Here is a 15,518-nt window from a genome sequence, read left to right as displayed (position 1 = left end):
GAGAAATGGGAATGCAGCGAGTGGTTTGAACGGCCGCTTCCGAAACCGCGTTCCGATCAATTGAGCGGCTAAAAGTGGGGCGATCACCGACATATTAGAATGAGACCGCCATGCCCGATCGGCCGGCTTGACGCGTAGCCAAAAGAATGCGGCTGATGGTAGGCTCGCTGACATTATGAAGCCCGCTATCTGAGCAGCGTTGAGCTGCCGCAATTGCGAGTCTCCTACGCGTCGTCGTTCTTCTCGCGGTCCACACCTCGCTCATGCAATTCGGCATCGACGGGGCAGTTCGTGCAGCCCTCGTAGCAGCACAAGCGGCAGATGCGGTATGACTGCTCGAGGTTTTCCAAGCGATTTCGGAGAACGCGTTCAGCGATGTCCGATAAGGTTTTCAGTTCGTCTGGATTAAGGATCGATAGCCCTTCGGCAATCACTTGATCGCGCGAGGCCAGGACCTCGTCGCTCGCGACCTTGCCAGTTGGAGTAAGATAGAGGGATCGCGCGCGCCCGTCTGTCGAATGCTCCCTGCGCTCGATCAATCCCTCGCTTACCAATCTATCCACCAGGCGAACAGTTCCAGCATGTGAAAGGCCCACCCCGATCGCAAGCATACGGATCGAGAGCCCGGGCTTGTGCGCGAGCAACGCCAGCGCTGAGGCGGCGGGTCCAGCTTCCGGCGCCCGCGATGAACTAGCGCGAACGATGTCGTCGCTGATCATGAGTGCGAACGCCCCGAAAATGTTTCGATCTCGAGGTCCATCCATTGCCACATCTATATGTGCGCGGAGCATAGACAGCAAGCCATACCGTGGTCCTCTTCCTCCGCGCGGCTTGTGGAAAATGTCCTGTTTTAAAAGGGTTTCGGAGGATTTCGACTGATCGAGCGCGCCGAAAAAAACGGGTCCGGCTCATTAAGGCCGCGGAACCTTTGATACCTGGCGGCTATAGGGCAAGCCTTTTCGCTCGGAATCGCCGTAGGTCGCGCCCGAGAATCACTCCGCGTCAGCGCTGTCATCCAGGCCGCGCAGGTGCAGATCAGCGAGACCTGGCTTGTCCCCGGCGTCGCACTTCCATCGTGTCACCGCGCGCGATCACGATTGTATCGATCCCATTGAGGAACAGTCCGTGCTCCACGACGTCGGGGATTGCGGCGATCGCTGCTACGATTTCGGTCGGCACGGTTATCTCGTCCAGGGCCGCGTCCATCCGTACAGGCTGGACGTTTGCCAACGGGCTATAGGCCCACCCGGAGCGCCAGCCCTATCAAGTCAAAATCCCGCAAGGTCGCGCGTTTGCTGGGTAAAGGCATCGCCGATGAGGATGGCTTCGTGAGGCAGCGAAGCGCGAGCCAGCCGCTCGACATATCTCGCTTATTAGTATATGCGTCGCGCATATACTGCAACGCCTGCCCGAAGCACGTAGACGACGTTCGTGACGTTCCCACGGGACCACTGTTGAGGAATTTTAGATGAGCATTTTCGACCGTTATGAATTTCTTGTCCCCGAGCACGGTCGGAGGGATCTTGGCCTGCTTAGATGGTCTCTCGTGATCGTATTTCTGTGGTTCGGCGCGATGAAGTTCACAGCGTACGAGGCCTATGGTATCGCCCCGTTTATCGAACACAGCCCGATCATGAATTGGCTGGGCATGTTCGGGATGCAGGGGCAAAGCTATTTCATCGGCGTTATCGAGTTATCGACCGGTCTCGTTCTGATCCTTGGTGCATTTCGTCCACTCTTCTCTGCGCTCGGCGCACTGATGTCAGCGGCGACATATCTGATCACGCTGACCTTTTTCATCACCACCCCCGGTGTAGCGGAGCCGACCGCCGGCGGCTTTCCTGCGATTTCGGCTGCACCAGGGCAGTTTCTACTGAAGGACGCAGTTCTGCTGGCGGCGTCCCTCGTGCTGCTGCTTGCTTCGGTCCGCCACAGAGGCGCGCTTGTGCCCTCGTGACCGGGGTCATTTCGTGAAGGCGGGCGCGCAAATCCTGCAGAACTTCCGTGGGGCATGGATGCTCCGTCGTGATATCCAGCCCGGAGGCGCTCAGCTGCATGGCGACGCGGTCTTCGCTCCCGTCGGCGAAGGCGCGCTCGCTTGTCGAGAGAGCGGCATTCTCACACTGGCAGATGGCAGTGAATTCTCCGCATACCGGCAGTATTGCTATCGCTTGAGCGAAGACATTGTTGTCGTCGAGTTCGCAGACGGACCTCATATCGGGACGCAGTTCCTCAGCTTGAGTTTCGCACGGACGGAAAGCGGGTTGAAAGCGAGTGACGTCCATGCCTGCGGAGATGACACCGACCATGCAACCTGCAGGATGCTGGGGCCGGCGGCCTTTGAAGTGGTCATCATGGTCCAAGGGCCTGCAAAGGCATACGAGCTAGTCAGCCGATACTCCCGGTCGGGATAAATGCTCATGTCAGGTGGGAGAATCCTCTGTTGCCCTTATCATGGTCTTCAAAGGCGGCGCTGGAATAACTTACCACGCGCTGCAAATCCGAAGACGATTGTCATCGTCATCAGAACGTAGGCGACTATCCCACCAGGTGAAAGAGTCGGAACCGCTGCGAGGATCAATCCATCATTCCCGCCGGGTATGAGCGCAATGCCGATACCCATCAATGTGCCGCCGACGACAGATCGCAGAATGCCATTGGCTGTCGGCAGTTGGAGACGCAGATTCCCTTGGCGAAAGGAGGCGGTGAGGGCGCCTGCGATCGAAGAGATCACCGCAGTGAGCGCGACCTCGCCGGCCGGCGACATTCTGAGAGGAAGGCCACGTTGAATCAGGTCTGCGAAGGTCCAGGCCGGCGAGAATGCATATAAAAGTCCACCAGTGATACCGAGTCCAATCATCGAAGCGCCGAACGACCAACCCGGCTTTGTTCGCAGAACGCTCTTCATGGAAACGAAAACGAGTGCCAGCACGAGCACAGCAAGGAAGGCTAGGAGAGTAACGAGGCCTGTTACGCTTGGTCTGGAGATCAAGCTTGGCCATGTTGCGTCGTAGTCGAACCTGCCATGGTCGGCAGCCAAGATACCAATCGCCAATCCCAAGGGTAGAGCTAGAAGTCGCATCTCCCCATCCCCAAGCCGCGCCAGCGATCCGAGCAGGCATGTGTCATTAATGAGTGCGCCGAGGCCGAAGGCTATAGCGCCGATGAGCAGGAAGAAATTGATGCTGGTCGAGGGTGCGAGTGTTGCGCCCAGTGTTCCCGTCCAGACTATCGGGACCGCAACCAGGCCTGCCGCTGCCGACGCTGCGAGAAATCCGACGAACATTCTCGGCGGCTGTCGTCTGTGTAACTCATGAGCGGCCACCACTAAACAGGTTCCGCCTTGGTTCGCGGCATATCCGAACCCGAAGGCAAGTACGCATAGAAGAAGTTCGAGCGCAAACGATCCCACTATATCAAGCCTGCCTGATCATATCGTCAGCCGTTTGGTGCGACGTTCCGGCGTCGTGAGCGCCCGGCTTTGCTTTACTACGGGAAGGCGCGATCCTGCTGTAGCCGCACAGATGGCAAAGGCTGATCGAACCATCCTTGTCGAAGCCGTTTGCCACAAAGAGCCGCTCCGACAGCACGCCTAGAATGTCGAGGTCATTGGGCGAAAGGGGCGAAACACATTCGGAGATCACCTGCTCCCGTGCCTTGAGCAAGGCTTCCGTTATCTTCTTCCCTGAATTGGTGAGGTGAATGAAGCGCGCGCGCCTGTCGGCGATATGTCTTCGTCGTTCCACCAACTGTTCGTGCTCGAGCCTATCGATCAATCGCACCGTTCCGGCATGAGAAAGCCTGATCCGGCTTGCCAATACGCTGATCGGCAGGCCGGGCTCCATGCTGAGAAACACCATCACCGCGGTCGCCGGGCCGCTTGGTGAAAAGGAGGCCGAGACACTGGCGATGCTGTCAGCAACCGCCAGCGCCAGTGCACCAAAATGGTATTTGGCGACCTCAGGCTCCATGCCGCAGTAATATATGCATCGCGCATAGACATCAAGTGTGCGAAAATGTATGACCGCCGCATGCATCTATGGCAGATTCGGACATGGTCATGCTCATTGAGGGGCTCAGCTCGGATTCCACATCTGAGATCAACGGACGTGCTTGTACCCCAGGCGCTAGCGGGGGTGGGCTCGATGAAAGTGGACGCGCATGGATGCCTCTCACCGGGCGCAGGCGGTTCGCCAATGAGATCGCCGGTATGATCGGACGGGTCTCATGCCCGATCTGACTCTTGATCTCCGATACCTGAAATACGCCGTTCAGGTCGCCGAGGCCGGCAGCTTCCGCCGAGCGGCGGAACGCCTATCGGTATCGCAATCCACCGTCAGCCGACGTGTGCAGCTGTTTGAGCGCCAGCTTGGCTTTTCTCTCTTCAAGCGTACGCGAGCGGGGGCAGGGCTGACTCCAGAAGGTGAACGCTTCCTTCAACAAGCGGTGGTGGGAGCGCGCTACCTTCGTAACGCCGCAACGGAGATCCGTTCCGCGCGAAAACTCATAACCGGGCTAGTGAGGTTTGGAATGCTTGAAGCGTTTCCGGCGTGCCCGATCATCGACATTCTCGCGGCATTCAGAAATCGACATCCGACGATCGAGGTAAAGCTTGAGGAAGGCACTTCAGAAGAAAACTCTTTGGGGGTGAACCGCGGGTTACTGGACGCAGCAATCAGCCTGAGTGCGAGCAAAAGCCCTCAGTTCCAAGTTCGACGTCTCTGCGAACCAGATCTGTTCGTGGCATTGTCCCCGCTTCACGAGTTGGCAGCACGGCCACAGCTGTCGTGGGAGGACATTTGTGACGAAGTCTTCCTCGTTCGCTCGGATGGTGCTGGGCGTGAGCTCGCTGGCATACTCCGGCGCATGGTGGGCGCCGGAGACGGAGCGGTTCAACTCTCGATCCAACAAGTCAGCCGAGAAACCCTGCTGACGATGGTCGAACAGGGCTTCGGCTTGACCATCACCAGCGTGATATACCGGCCGGATATCGCGTTGATCCCGCTCCCATCGGCTCGGGCGCCGACGGCCGCTATAATTTCGTCCAGAGACAACGACAACCCGACTCTGCCGCTGCTGCTGAAGTGTTTCGACACCCCCTCTAGCATTAGAGCGGGGACCACGGACTAATCGACGCTCCCCGGCGTCAACGTTCGCCTGGCTTTGGCGAAGCCACGGTCTGTCGCGATGAACCGTTGTAACATCGGGACGATTAACCGAGCTGGGTCAACAGCGGACTGACCTTGCTCTCGGCCCAATAGGTGGGCGTAGTCAATAAGGTCCTGGTGGAGAGCTGCGGGTAGCTCGACCTGTACCTTAAGTGGCTTTTCGTCCGCGATGGGGCCTAGCTTAAGCTTCGACATCATCACCCTCCATATGGCTCCAGCACCAAGTCTCGCGTCACGATAACGCGCACGGGAAATCCGGGCCGAATAGTGATTGTGGGCGCGACGTTGAGCTGACGCCTTACAATCTGCTGCCCTGCGTCGTTGATGGTGTCCTGCCCACCGTTCCGGATCGCCTGAACGAGCCGATCGTCGTTGTCGACCGCGAGTTCGGCGCCGACGCTCAGCAGTGTCGACAATCCCGCAGCCTTGGCCAGATCCCACCAATGGTAATCGACGCCATCCTGAAGCCCTGCGAACCCTTCAGCGTCAGCGCCAGGCTGGCGCTCGAGAACGATCGAGCGCCCGTTCGGGAAGACGAGCCGAGTCCAGACGAGCAGGACGCGGCTCTGGCCGAACTGCACGTTGTTGTCGTACTGCCCGACCACACGAGTGCCTTGCGGCACAAGCAAGATACGGCCGGTCGGGCTGTCGTAGATGTTCTCGGTGACCTGCGCGGTGATCTGGCCGGGTAGATCGGATCGGATGCCGGTGATCAGCGCCGCGGATATCACTGCTCCCGCCTGAAGGACGTTCGGCGATACTGGCGCAGCGACGCGATCGGGCGCAACCGTCCTGCGATCGGCCGCCACGTTCAGAAACGCGTTCTGCCGGTCCTGCGCCGAGGGCGTGGCGGGCGGCGGAGCGAGGCCAATGCTCGCCAAATCCGGCCCCGGCGCGAGCGCTGGGGCAACTCCCGCAGCAGCGGGGGCGCCCCGGCTTTCCGATCCGGAGAAGAGACGGCTGGTGCGCGCGGTCTCGATTTCCTGAAGGCGGCGCTGCTCTTCCGGGCTGATGCCGGGATTGGGCGCGGCCGTCCCGGGTGTGGGCACCGGCTGTCCGCGATCCTGGGTACTGAGGATCGGCCGGCCGAGGTCACCGGGAAGAGGGGGACCGAGCTGCGGCACGCCACTGTAATCTCGCGGCAGGCCGGCCAGTCCGTCAGCGGTCGAGCGGTTCTCGGTCGAATAGAGTTCGTCGTTCGGCCGACCGGCGTCACGGGTCTGAAGCGCGTAGATCAGCGCACCTCCGAGCCCGACGCTGGCGACAAGACCGAGGCCGGCGAGAACCTTCCGCGATAACCGGGTGACGCGGGGCGGTTCGGCCCGCAGCCGCATCGGCGCAGGCCCGACCGGCTCGCCGGTCAGGGGCTGCGCATCGTCGTCCGGCACTTCCTCATTCCGGGGCGGGTTCTCGCTCACGAGGTCGGCCTCCCGTCTGTGCGGACGATCCTGACGCGCTTCTGCTCGCGGCCGGAGCCGAAGCGAAGTTCGGCAGCCGCGACCAGACGATCAACGATCATGTGGTGGCCGCGAACGCGATAGTTCACCAGCTCGGAGGTGTTGCCCTCGGGGCCGACGACGAAGAGTGGCGGCATCTCGCCCTGACCGATGCCGCGCGGAAACTCGATAAAGACCTGGCGTCCGTCGTCGAAGGCGCGCAGCGGCCGCCACGGCGCACGGTCGCCCTCGATCGCATAGCGGAAGTTGACGTTCGCGAGATCGACGCCGCTCGCCACCGGCTGGGCCGCCTGCGCCTCGGCGTTCTGGCGGCGCAGCGCAATGAGCTGGTCTTGCGGATACTGCCATGAGACCGACGCCATATAGGTGCGCTCTGTCGAGCGCAGTTCCATGTGATAGGTGCGCATGTTGGTGTTGATGACGAGGTTGGTCATCAGGTCGGCGCGGGTGGGCTTTACCAGGATGTGGATCTGGCGCGTTGCCCCCGATCCGCTCTCGGTGTCGCCGATGATCCAGCGCACTGTGTCGCCGGCGGCCACCGGGCCTGCGCCGACAAGCTGCTCCCCGGGTTGGAGCGCGATGTCGGTGATCTGCCCGACGGCGGTATAGACTTGATAAAGCGCCCCTTGGGTCCACGGGTAGACCTGCATCGAGTTAATGAAGCCGTCGCGCACCGGCTGGACTCGTGCCGCCTCGTTTGCCTGGTTGACGCGAGCGGTCGGATTAGAAGGCTCCGGGGCACGCCGCGTCTCCTCCACACGCTGCAATTGGCCAGGCAGCGGCAGCGGCCGGGGCAGCTCGACCACGGTGACCGGCGCGGGTGGATCGACGGTCTGCACCGCCGGAGCCGCATTGTCGTAGGAAATCTCCGGCGGCGGATTGGTGGTCGCGCAGCCCGCGAGCGCGGTCGCCGCTAGCAGAACGACCGGGAATGCGGCTCTACGGAGAGCCGGGAGTACGAGTGTGTGTGAAGCCGGGTTTCCGGCTTTACGGAAATACGGCTTCATTGCCCAAGCTCCCGTGACCAGTTGATGGCGTTGACGTAGATGCCGAGCGGGTTCGCTCTGAGCCGGTCGGCGTTTCGGGGGATCTGCACGACGATCGTCAGGATCGCGGTCCAGCGCGTGGTCTCGGCGAGCTGGCCATTTTCGTATCGGCGCTCGACCCACGCGACGCGGAAGCTGTCCGGGGACGCGCGGATGACGCTGGAGACGTCGACAGCGACCTGCTGCCGGCCGACCCGTGTAAAGGGGTCGTTGGAGCGGGCGTAGTCATTGAGCGCCATGGCGCCGCGGTCAGTCGTGAAGTCGTAGGCGCGCAGCCAGTTCTGCCGGACGATGATCGCATCGGCCGGAATGCTCCGGACCTGCTCGATGAAGCGCGCCAGGTGGAAGGCAATCTGCGGATCGGTCGGACGATAGTCGGCCTCGGCGGGCGCGACGGCCTGCGCCTGACCGATGCGATCGACCTGCACCACCCAGGGTACGATCGTCCCGCGTGCTGACTGCACGACGAGCGCGGTGGCGAACCCGGCCGACAGGATCAGCGAGCCGAATGCCATGAGCCGCCAGTTCTTGGCCTGCACGCGCGAGGCGCCGATGCGCTCATCCCAGACCTGGGTGGCGCGTTGATAGGGCGTCTCCGGCTCGGGGGCCTTGCCATAATGGGTAGAGGGTCGTTTGAACATCAGCGATCGCCTTCGGAAAGATTGATGGAAGAGCCGCCGCCGTGGGCATCACCTGAGCGGACGGCATGGGCCGTGGCCTGGACGGCATGGGTCATGTGCTGGGATCGGCGCATCCGCTGCGCCCAGGCCGGCGGACCGCCTGCGTTTGTGGAACCCGCGGCAGCGGCGCCATCACCGGCCGCGTCACCGCCGATCGAGCCCATGGTGGAAGTGCCGCCTGTCGCCTCGAAGGCGGCCTTGCCGCCAGTGTTGAAGCTTGAGCGCATGCTTTCGGCGGCACGCGATGCGGCGCGGCGCAGGGGCGAGACGGCGGCGCTGCCGCCGGCACGGGCGACCCCGCCGAGACCGGAAGCGACGCCGGCCGCGCCGGACTGCCCGGCTGCGCCAAGGCTGTAAGCGGTGGACGCGCCGCCAGCGATCGCAGCACCGCCACGAGCGGCGGCGGCCGCACCACCGGCCAGCGCAGCGCCACCCGACGCGGCGGCGCCGACGGCGCCAGCGCCGAGCGCGACCATGCCGCCTGCGGCCAGGCCAGTGCCGACTGCGGCGCCGGCGCTGAGCTGGGGACCACCGGAGACGATGCCGCTTGCAATACCGGGACCGAAGATGCCGAGGCCGAGCAGCGACAGCGCGGCGAGCACGATCGCCATCGCTTCGTCGATTGTCGGATTCTGGCCGCCGAAACCGGATGTGAATTCTGAGAAGAGCGTCGAGCCGATGCCGATGATGACGGCCAGCACCAGCACCTTGATGCCGGAGGAGATGACGTTGCCGAGCACGCGTTCGGCCATGAAGGCCGACTTGCCGAACAGGCCGAACGGGATCAGCACGAAGCCGGCGAGCGTCGTCAGCTTGAACTCGATGAGCGTGACGAAGAGCTGAATGGCGAGGATGAAAAAAGCGAGCAGCACCAGCGCCCAGGCCAGGAACATGCAGGCGATCTGGATGAAGTTCTCGAAGAACGACCAGTAGCCCATGAGGCTGGAGATGGAATCGAGCAGCGGCCGTCCGGCGTCGAGCCCGGTCTGAGCGACCTTGCCAGGGCGCAAGAGGTCGGCCGTGGTGAACCCGGTGCCGCTAGCCTTCAGGCCGAGGCCGGCGAAGCTCTCGAAAATGATACGGGCGAGGTTGTTCCAATTGCCGATGATGTAGGCGAACACTCCGACGAACAGCGTCTTCTTCACCAGGCGGGCCATGATGTCGTCGTCGGCGCCCCAGCTCCAGAACAGCGCCGCCAGCGTCACGTCGATGACGATCAGGGTGGTGGCGATGAAGGCGACTTCGCCGCTGAGTAGCCCGAATCCGCTGTCGATGTAGCGGGTGAAGACCTCAAGAAAATGGTCAATGACGCCGGTGCCGCCCATGATCTTATCTCGCCTCGTCGAGCTGCGGCGGCGCGATCGGTGCGGCGGGCTCGATGGCCGGCTGATCGGTGCGGTCCGATTGGGGTGTGAGAGTGTCTCGCGGCGCTGGCGGGATGTCCGGCAAGCGCTCGGCAGGTCGCGCGCCGGGCGCGAGGAAGCGGTTGCGGTTTTCGGCCCAGGCCCGCAGGCACGCCGGATCGCGCGGCCCCGCTTCGCCGAGCACCTGGCAGCGGATCAGTTCGTCGCGCAACGGATCGCCCTGCGCTTGGGTGGTCCGGCCGGACGGCCACGCCTCCCGCACTTCCTCTGTCCGGTTCATCTCGATCGCGGTCGCGGTGATCGCGACGGCCACAAACACGACAGCGCCAAGCCGGGCGAGCATCTTGCCGTCCATGGCTGCGCCCTCAGTTGCCGTTCGGGAACATGCGGGCGTTGCCGGGCTGATAGCCGGTGCCCGGCGTCAGGAAGCGCCGGCGCTGTTCGCGGCCCTGTTCGGCCGCTGCCGCCCGTTCGGCCTCGGAGAGGCTCTGTGCGCGGCCATTGGCGGCGACGACGGCGGTGAGATCAGCGAGCTGCTGTGCTTGCAGGGCGAGAAGCTGATTGCCGGCTTGGGTCGCCTGCAACGCGCCGGTCGCGCCCTGGCTCTGGCCGACCAGCGCCGACATCTCGCTGCGATTGGTGTCGATGTTGCCGACGACGCCGGCCTGGACACGCATCGCGTCCTGCAAGCCGCCAACCGTGTTCTGCCAGCGCTCGCGCGCTCCCGCGACGAGCGCCTGATCGGAGGCCGACATCGACGCGTTGCCGTAGGTGGTCTGGAACGCGCGGTCGATCTGCTGGACGTTGAGGGCGATGCCCTGCGCCTCTTGCAGGAGCTGCTGCGTGCGCTGCACCGACTGCTGAAGCTGTTGGAGCGAGGAATATGGCAGGCTGGCGAGGTTGCGGGCCTGGTTGATCAGCATCGTCGCTTCGTTCTGAAGCTGGGTGATCTGCTGATTGACCTGCTGGAGGGTGCGCGCCGCCGTCAGGACGTTCTGCGCATAGTTGGTCGGATCGTAGACGATCCATTGCGCAGCGGCGGGAGTGCTGAGGATCGGCGAAAGCGCGATCGGCGCGGCAAGGAGCGCTGCGGTGATACGCAGTGCAAGCGAGCGGGATTGAGTAGAACGGGTCATGGGCGTGTCTCCGGATCGGTTTGGGGGATGACGTTGGGAAGGTCGGCGACGAGGTCTGCGGCCCAGGCGAGCCGGTTCTCGGCAAGCCATTCGGCAAGGAAACCATCCGTGCCGCTGCGGGCGTGGATCGCGGCGATCAGCGCCTGGTGCTGCTTCGACGAGGCGGCGCAGAGCGCCAGCGCCACGTCCGACAGGCCCAGCTCGAAGAGCCGGTTGCCGCGGCGGGACTGGCAGTAGTAATCGCGTTTGGGCATCGCCCGGGCGAGGATCTCGATCTGACGATCGTTCAGCCCGAAGCGGCGATAGATCGCTGTAATCTGCGGCTCGATCGCGCGTTCGTTGGGGAGCAGGATGCGGGTCTGGCAGCTCTCGATGATAGCCGGCGCGATCGCTGAGCCGTCGATATCCGAGAGCGACTGCGTAGCGAAGATGACGCTGGCGTTCTTCTTGCGCAGCGTCTTGAGCCACTCACGGAGCTGGCCGGCGAAGCCCTCGTCGTCGAGCGCGAGCCAGCCTTCATCGACGATCAGCAGCGTCGGCCGACCGTCGAGGCGGTCCTCGATGCGATGGAAGAGATAGGCAAGCACGGCGGCAGCGGCGCCAGTGCCGATCAGCCCTTCGGTCTCGAAGACCTGAACATTGGCTTCGCCCAGATGCTCGGCCTCGGCGTCGAGCAGCCGACCATAAGGACCGCCGACGCAATAGGGCCGCAGCGCCTGTTTCAGGTCGTTGGACTGAAGGAGAACCGACAGGCCTGTCAGCGTTCGCTCGGTGACCGGCGCGGACGCTAGCGAGGAGAGTGCTGACCAGAGATGCTCCTTCACCTCGGGCGTGACCGGCACGCTCTCGCGCATCAGGATCGCGACCAGCCAATCGGAGGCCCAGGCGCGCTCGGCGACATCGTCGATGCACGCGAGCGGTTGAAGCGAAACGCTGTCGTCTGAGCCTTCGGTGAGGCCACCGCCAAGATCGTGCCAGTCTCCGCGCATGGCGAGCGCGGCAGCGCGGATCGATCCGCCAAAGTCAAAGGCGAAAACCTGCGACTGCGGATAGCGCCGGAACTGCAGCGCCATCAGCGCCAGCAGCACCGACTTGCCGGCGCCCGTTGGCCCGACGATCAGCGTGTGGCCGACATCGCCGACATGGATGGAAAGCCGGAACGGGGTCGAGCCTTCGGTTCTGCCGTAAAGCAGTGGGGGTGCATCGAAGTGCTCGTCCCGTTCCGGTCCCGCCCACACCGCCGACAGCGGGATCATGTGGGCGAGATTCAAGGTGTTGATCGGCGGCTGCCGGACATTGGCGTAGACATGGCCGGGCAGCGAGCCGAGCCAGGCGTCGACCGCGTTGATCGTCTCGGGCATGGCGGTGAAGTCGCGGCCCTGGATGACCTTCTCGACCATCCGCAGCTTTTCAGCTGCGATGCGCGGGTCCTCGTCCCAGACGGTGATAGTCGCCGTCACATAGGCCTGGCCCGCATAGTCGGCACCCAGCTCCTGCAATGCCATGTCGGCGTCGGCGGCCTTGTTGGCCGCATCGGTATCGACCAGCGCAGAGGCCTCGTTGGTCATCACCTCCTTGAGGATGGCGGCGATCGACTTGCGCTTGGCGAACCACTGACGCCTGATCTTCGTCAGCAGCTTGGTGGCGTCGGTCTTGTCGAGCAGGACGGCGCGTGTTGACCAGCGATAGGGAAAGGCCAGCCGGTTCAGCTCGTCGAGGATGCCGGGCGTGGTCGCGGTCGGGAAGCCGACAATGGTGAGGATGCGGACATGTGCGTCGCCGAGCCGGGGTTCGAGCCCGCCGGTCAGGGGCTGATCGGCCAGCAGCGCATCGAGATACATCGGCGTCTCGGGCACGCGGACGCGGTGCCGCTTCGTCGAGACGGTCGAATGCAGATAGGTCAGCGTCTCGCCGTCATCGAGCCAGGCGCATTCCGGCATGAAGGCGTCGATGAGCTGAAGGATGCGATCGGTGCGGTCTGCGAAGCCGCGCAGGATCTCGTGCGCATCGACGCCGGCGTGATCGCGACCCTCATAGAGCCAGGTCTCGGCCCGCGCCGCGTCTTCGGCCGGCGGCAGATAGAGGAAGGTGAGGAAATAGCTGGACTCGAAATGCGCGCCGGCTTCCTCGAAGTCGGCCTTGCGTTCGGCGTCGACGAGGGCGGATGCGCTGTCGGCGAACATGCTTGCCGGATAGGTGGCGGCGCCATGGCGCTGCGCCTCGACGAAGATCGCCCAGCCGGAGCCGAGGCGACGAAAGGCGTTGTTGAGCCGGGCGGCGACGGCGACCAGCTCGGCCGGCACGGCGCTGTCGAGGTCCGGGCCGCGGAAGCGCGCGGTGCGCTGCAGGCTGCCGTCCTTGTTCAGCACGATCCCTTCGCCAACCAGTGCGACCCAGGGAAGGAAGTCGGCGAGCCGGGTGTTGCGGTTGCGATATTCGGCGAGGTTCATCATCGTCGTTCCTCCTCAGACCGACAGGTGGCCGGGGATGCGCAGATGCTTGCGCACGACGTCGACGAACTGCGGATCGCGCTTGGCGGCCCAGACGGCCGCGAAGTGGCCAAGAGCCCAGAGGCCCAGGCCGACCAGCCAGAGGCGAAGACCAAGGCCGAGGGCTGCCGCAAGCGTGCCGTTGAGAATGGCGAGCGAGCGCGGCGCGCCGCCGAGCAGGATGTGCTCGGTCAGCGCCCGGTGAACTGGAACCGAGAAACCCGGCAGTTCGCCGTCATGGTCAGCGCCGTTGGCCATCAGACGAGCGCCCCGCCGCCGAACGAGAAGAACGACAGGAAGAAGCTGGACGCGGCGAAGGCGATCGACAGGCCGAAGACGATCTGGATCAGCTTGCGGGCACCGCCGGACGTGTCGCCGAAGGCGAGCGTCAGGCCGGTGATGATGATGATCATCACGGCGATGATCTTGGCGACGGGCCCCTCGATCGATTCGAGGATGGACTGCAGCGGCGCTTCCCACGGCATGGAGGAACCGGACGCGTGCGCGGCGGGCGCCATCGCCAATGAGACGAATGTGACGGATACCGCTGTCGCGATATGGCGGCGGATGCGCAGGGCGTGCTTGATCATGACGGGTCTCCTGTGAGGGGCTGGGTTGCGGGGGTGACGCGGTAGTCGCCGTCGGAGCCGAGGCCCTCAATGCGGGCGAGTTCGGCGAGGCGGCGCGATGCGCCGCGGCCGGAGAGCACGGCGATGAGATCAATCGTCTCCGCGATCAGGGCGCGCGGGACGGTGACGACGGCTTCCTGAATGAGCTGCTCCATGCGGCGGAGCGCGCCGATGGCGGTGCCGGCGTGGATGGTGCCGACGCCGCCGGGATGGCCGGTGCCCCAGGCCTTCAGCAGATCGAGCGCCTCGGCACCTCGGACCTCGCCGATCGGAATGCGGTCGGGGCGCAGGCGGAGCGAGGAGCGGACGAGATCGGAGAGCGAAGCGACGCCGTCCTTTGTCCGCATGGCGACGAGGTTCGGCGCGGCGCATTGCAGTTCGCGCGTATCCTCGATCAGGACGACGCGATCCGAGGTCTTGGCGACCTCGGCGAGCAGCGCGTTGGTAAGGGTCGTCTTACCGGTGGATGTGCCGCCGGCGACGAGGATGTTGCGGCGGTCTGCGACAGCCTGGCGTAGCGTCTCAGCCTGACCTGCGGCCATGATGCCGGCGGCAACATAGTCGTCGAGCGTGAACACGGCGACGGCGGGTTTGCGGATCGCGAAGGCGGGCGCGGACACAACGGGCGGCAGCAGCCCCTCGAACCGCTCTCCCGTTTCGGGCAGCTCGGCCGAGACGCGCGGGGCGCCGGGATGAACCTCGGCGCCGACATGGTGCGCGACGAGACGGATGATCCGCTCGCCGTCCGAAGGCGACAGCAGCTCACCCGTATCGGAAAGCCCTTCGGAAAGCCGGTCGACCCAGAGCCGCCCATCGGGATTCAGCATCACCTCGACGATCGCAGGATCTTCCAGAAAGCGGGCGATCGCCGGCCCGAGGGCCGTGCGCAGCATGCGGGCACCGCGAAGGAGCGCTTCCGATTTCTGGTGAGTTGCCGCCACGTCGTCCCCGTTCTCTTGCGGGACCGCGACACGCGGCCCTGGATCGGGGATGAGTAGAAGAGGCAGAAATTAGGGCCTGACAACAACCGTGCTGTGGTCGTCGTACTGTGGCGTACAAATACAGGGAAACGGCGGAACGCAGGAATACTTGTGGTAGGCGCGGTCGTGATTAGTCCGCGTCGCGCGCGGGCGCGATGTCTTCCGAAATCTCCTGGCGAAGCTTCGGCCCGTGAGCGAGTCGCCGGCCGAGGGCGGTGACGAACGCCTCGTAGCGCTCGCCTGCTTTCGAGCGCGCCGCAGCCTGTGCGGGCTCCGGCAGCGGCGGGTTTGTCGTCAGCCAGAAGCGGATGAACACGGCCAGCGTTTCGACGCTGATTCCGAGATCGCGCTCCATCCGCGCCATTCGCCGGTCGATCTGGTCGAGCCGCTTCGTCGTCGCAGCCTCCTGCCGTTCGGCAGCATCAGGCGACAGGAAGGAGGCGATGCCGGCTTCCGCGATCAGCGAGAGGGATTGATCACGACGGCCCGCGTGCGCGGCGAGCGCCTTCATGACCTCCGGTTCGAGATATACAGACAGGCGCTGCTTTTTGGGGGGCTTCGCCATTATG

At 64.1% G+C, this 15,518-nt stretch carries 18 protein-coding genes; 3 read left to right on the top strand and 15 right to left on the bottom strand.

Features of this window, described 5'->3' with window-relative positions; all coding sequences use genetic code 11:
- Positions 1 to 224 precede the first annotated feature (224 nt).
- Positions 225 to 719: a MarR family winged helix-turn-helix transcriptional regulator gene (locus ACX9MN_RS06515; RefSeq protein ID WP_004099028.1), complete on the bottom strand. Its 495-nt coding sequence runs from the start codon at positions 717 to 719 to the stop codon at positions 225 to 227.
- 749 nt (positions 720 to 1,468) lie between these two features.
- On the opposite strand from ACX9MN_RS06515, the gene ACX9MN_RS06510 reads away from it, so the two are divergent.
- Positions 1,469 to 1,957, top strand: coding sequence for a YkgB family protein (locus tag ACX9MN_RS06510; RefSeq protein WP_242222598.1), 489 nt, complete (start codon positions 1,469 to 1,471; stop codon positions 1,955 to 1,957).
- A 13-nt stretch (positions 1,958 to 1,970) separates the two neighbouring features.
- The gene (locus tag ACX9MN_RS06505) at positions 1,971 to 2,414 is read left to right on the top strand and encodes a DUF6314 family protein (protein ID WP_242222600.1); all 444 of its coding nucleotides are present in this window, start codon (positions 1,971 to 1,973) and stop codon (positions 2,412 to 2,414) included.
- 47 nt (positions 2,415 to 2,461) lie between these two features.
- Here the strand turns inward: ACX9MN_RS06505 and ACX9MN_RS06500 are convergent, their stop codons facing one another.
- Together ACX9MN_RS06500 and ACX9MN_RS06495 are read right to left on the bottom strand one after the other, a co-directional pair.
- Complete coding sequence (locus ACX9MN_RS06500; RefSeq protein WP_489723999.1) at positions 2,462 to 3,412, bottom strand: YeeE/YedE thiosulfate transporter family protein; 951 nt, start codon at positions 3,410 to 3,412, stop codon at positions 2,462 to 2,464.
- A gap of 4 nt (positions 3,413 to 3,416) precedes the next feature.
- Positions 3,417 to 4,037 (bottom strand): MarR family winged helix-turn-helix transcriptional regulator, encoded by a 621-nt coding sequence (locus ACX9MN_RS06495; RefSeq protein ID WP_311936242.1) that lies wholly within the window; start codon positions 4,035 to 4,037, stop codon positions 3,417 to 3,419.
- A gap of 190 nt (positions 4,038 to 4,227) precedes the next feature.
- On the opposite strand from ACX9MN_RS06495, the gene ACX9MN_RS06490 reads away from it, so the two are divergent.
- On the top strand, positions 4,228 to 5,130 hold the full coding sequence (locus ACX9MN_RS06490; protein WP_242222607.1) for a LysR family transcriptional regulator: 903 nt from the start codon (positions 4,228 to 4,230) through the stop codon (positions 5,128 to 5,130).
- Here the strand turns inward: ACX9MN_RS06490 and ACX9MN_RS06485 are convergent.
- The 12 genes from ACX9MN_RS06485 to ACX9MN_RS06430 all read right to left on the bottom strand — a co-directional run bounded on the left by ACX9MN_RS06485 (position 5,127) and on the right by ACX9MN_RS06430 (position 15,514).
- Positions 5,127 to 5,363 carry a DUF2274 domain-containing protein gene (locus tag ACX9MN_RS06485; protein ID WP_242223836.1) on the bottom strand — a complete coding sequence of 79 codons (237 nt, stop codon included), beginning with the start codon at positions 5,361 to 5,363 and terminating at the stop codon, positions 5,127 to 5,129. The two genes, ACX9MN_RS06490 and ACX9MN_RS06485, sit on opposite strands and share 4 nt — an antisense overlap.
- A gap of 2 nt (positions 5,364 to 5,365) precedes the next feature.
- Positions 5,366 to 6,586 (bottom strand): TraB/TrbI/VirB10 family type IV secretion system protein, encoded by a 1,221-nt coding sequence (locus ACX9MN_RS06480; RefSeq protein ID WP_489723998.1) that lies wholly within the window; start codon positions 6,584 to 6,586, stop codon positions 5,366 to 5,368.
- Positions 6,583 to 7,632: a P-type conjugative transfer protein TrbG gene (trbG, locus tag ACX9MN_RS06475; RefSeq protein ID WP_489723997.1), complete on the bottom strand. Its 1,050-nt coding sequence runs from the start codon at positions 7,630 to 7,632 to the stop codon at positions 6,583 to 6,585. Before trbG ends, ACX9MN_RS06480 begins: the two co-directional genes overlap by 4 nt.
- Positions 7,629 to 8,312, bottom strand: coding sequence for a conjugal transfer protein TrbF (trbF, locus tag ACX9MN_RS06470; protein ID WP_018429608.1), 684 nt, complete (start codon positions 8,310 to 8,312; stop codon positions 7,629 to 7,631). Before trbF ends, trbG begins: the two co-directional genes overlap by 4 nt.
- On the bottom strand, positions 8,312 to 9,676 hold the full coding sequence (gene trbL, locus ACX9MN_RS06465) for a P-type conjugative transfer protein TrbL (protein ID WP_489723996.1): 1,365 nt from the start codon (positions 9,674 to 9,676) through the stop codon (positions 8,312 to 8,314). Before trbL ends, trbF begins: the two co-directional genes overlap by 1 nt.
- Before the next feature lie 4 nt (positions 9,677 to 9,680).
- Positions 9,681 to 10,070: a putative entry exclusion protein TrbK-alt gene (trbK-alt, locus tag ACX9MN_RS06460; RefSeq protein WP_242222614.1), complete on the bottom strand. Its 390-nt coding sequence runs from the start codon at positions 10,068 to 10,070 to the stop codon at positions 9,681 to 9,683.
- Between the two features lie 10 nt (positions 10,071 to 10,080).
- Positions 10,081 to 10,851, bottom strand: a complete 771-nt coding sequence (trbJ, locus tag ACX9MN_RS06455) for a P-type conjugative transfer protein TrbJ (RefSeq protein ID WP_242222616.1) — start codon at positions 10,849 to 10,851, stop codon at positions 10,081 to 10,083.
- Positions 10,848 to 13,304, bottom strand: a complete 2,457-nt coding sequence (trbE, locus tag ACX9MN_RS06450) for a conjugal transfer protein TrbE (protein WP_242222618.1) — start codon at positions 13,302 to 13,304, stop codon at positions 10,848 to 10,850. The genes trbJ and trbE overlap by 4 nt, the downstream gene beginning before the upstream one ends.
- Before the next feature lie 12 nt (positions 13,305 to 13,316).
- A complete protein-coding gene (locus ACX9MN_RS06445) occupies positions 13,317 to 13,598 on the bottom strand; it encodes a VirB3 family type IV secretion system protein (protein ID WP_489723995.1) in 282 nt (93 codons plus the stop codon).
- Positions 13,598 to 13,930, bottom strand: coding sequence for a TrbC/VirB2 family type IV secretion system protein (locus ACX9MN_RS06440; RefSeq protein ID WP_242222623.1), 333 nt, complete (start codon positions 13,928 to 13,930; stop codon positions 13,598 to 13,600). Before ACX9MN_RS06440 ends, ACX9MN_RS06445 begins: the two co-directional genes overlap by 1 nt.
- Positions 13,927 to 14,862: a P-type conjugative transfer ATPase TrbB gene (trbB, locus tag ACX9MN_RS06435; protein WP_428833432.1), complete on the bottom strand. Its 936-nt coding sequence runs from the start codon at positions 14,860 to 14,862 to the stop codon at positions 13,927 to 13,929. The genes ACX9MN_RS06440 and trbB overlap by 4 nt, the downstream gene beginning before the upstream one ends.
- Before the next feature lie 217 nt (positions 14,863 to 15,079).
- Positions 15,080 to 15,514 (bottom strand): CopG family transcriptional regulator, encoded by a 435-nt coding sequence (locus ACX9MN_RS06430; RefSeq protein ID WP_242222627.1) that lies wholly within the window; start codon positions 15,512 to 15,514, stop codon positions 15,080 to 15,082.
- Between the last annotated feature and the right edge of the window lie 4 nt (positions 15,515 to 15,518).

The sequence above is a fragment of the Methylobacterium sp. 1A genome (genome assembly GCF_058072805.1).
This window is presented reverse-complemented; position numbering and strand designations above follow the sequence as displayed.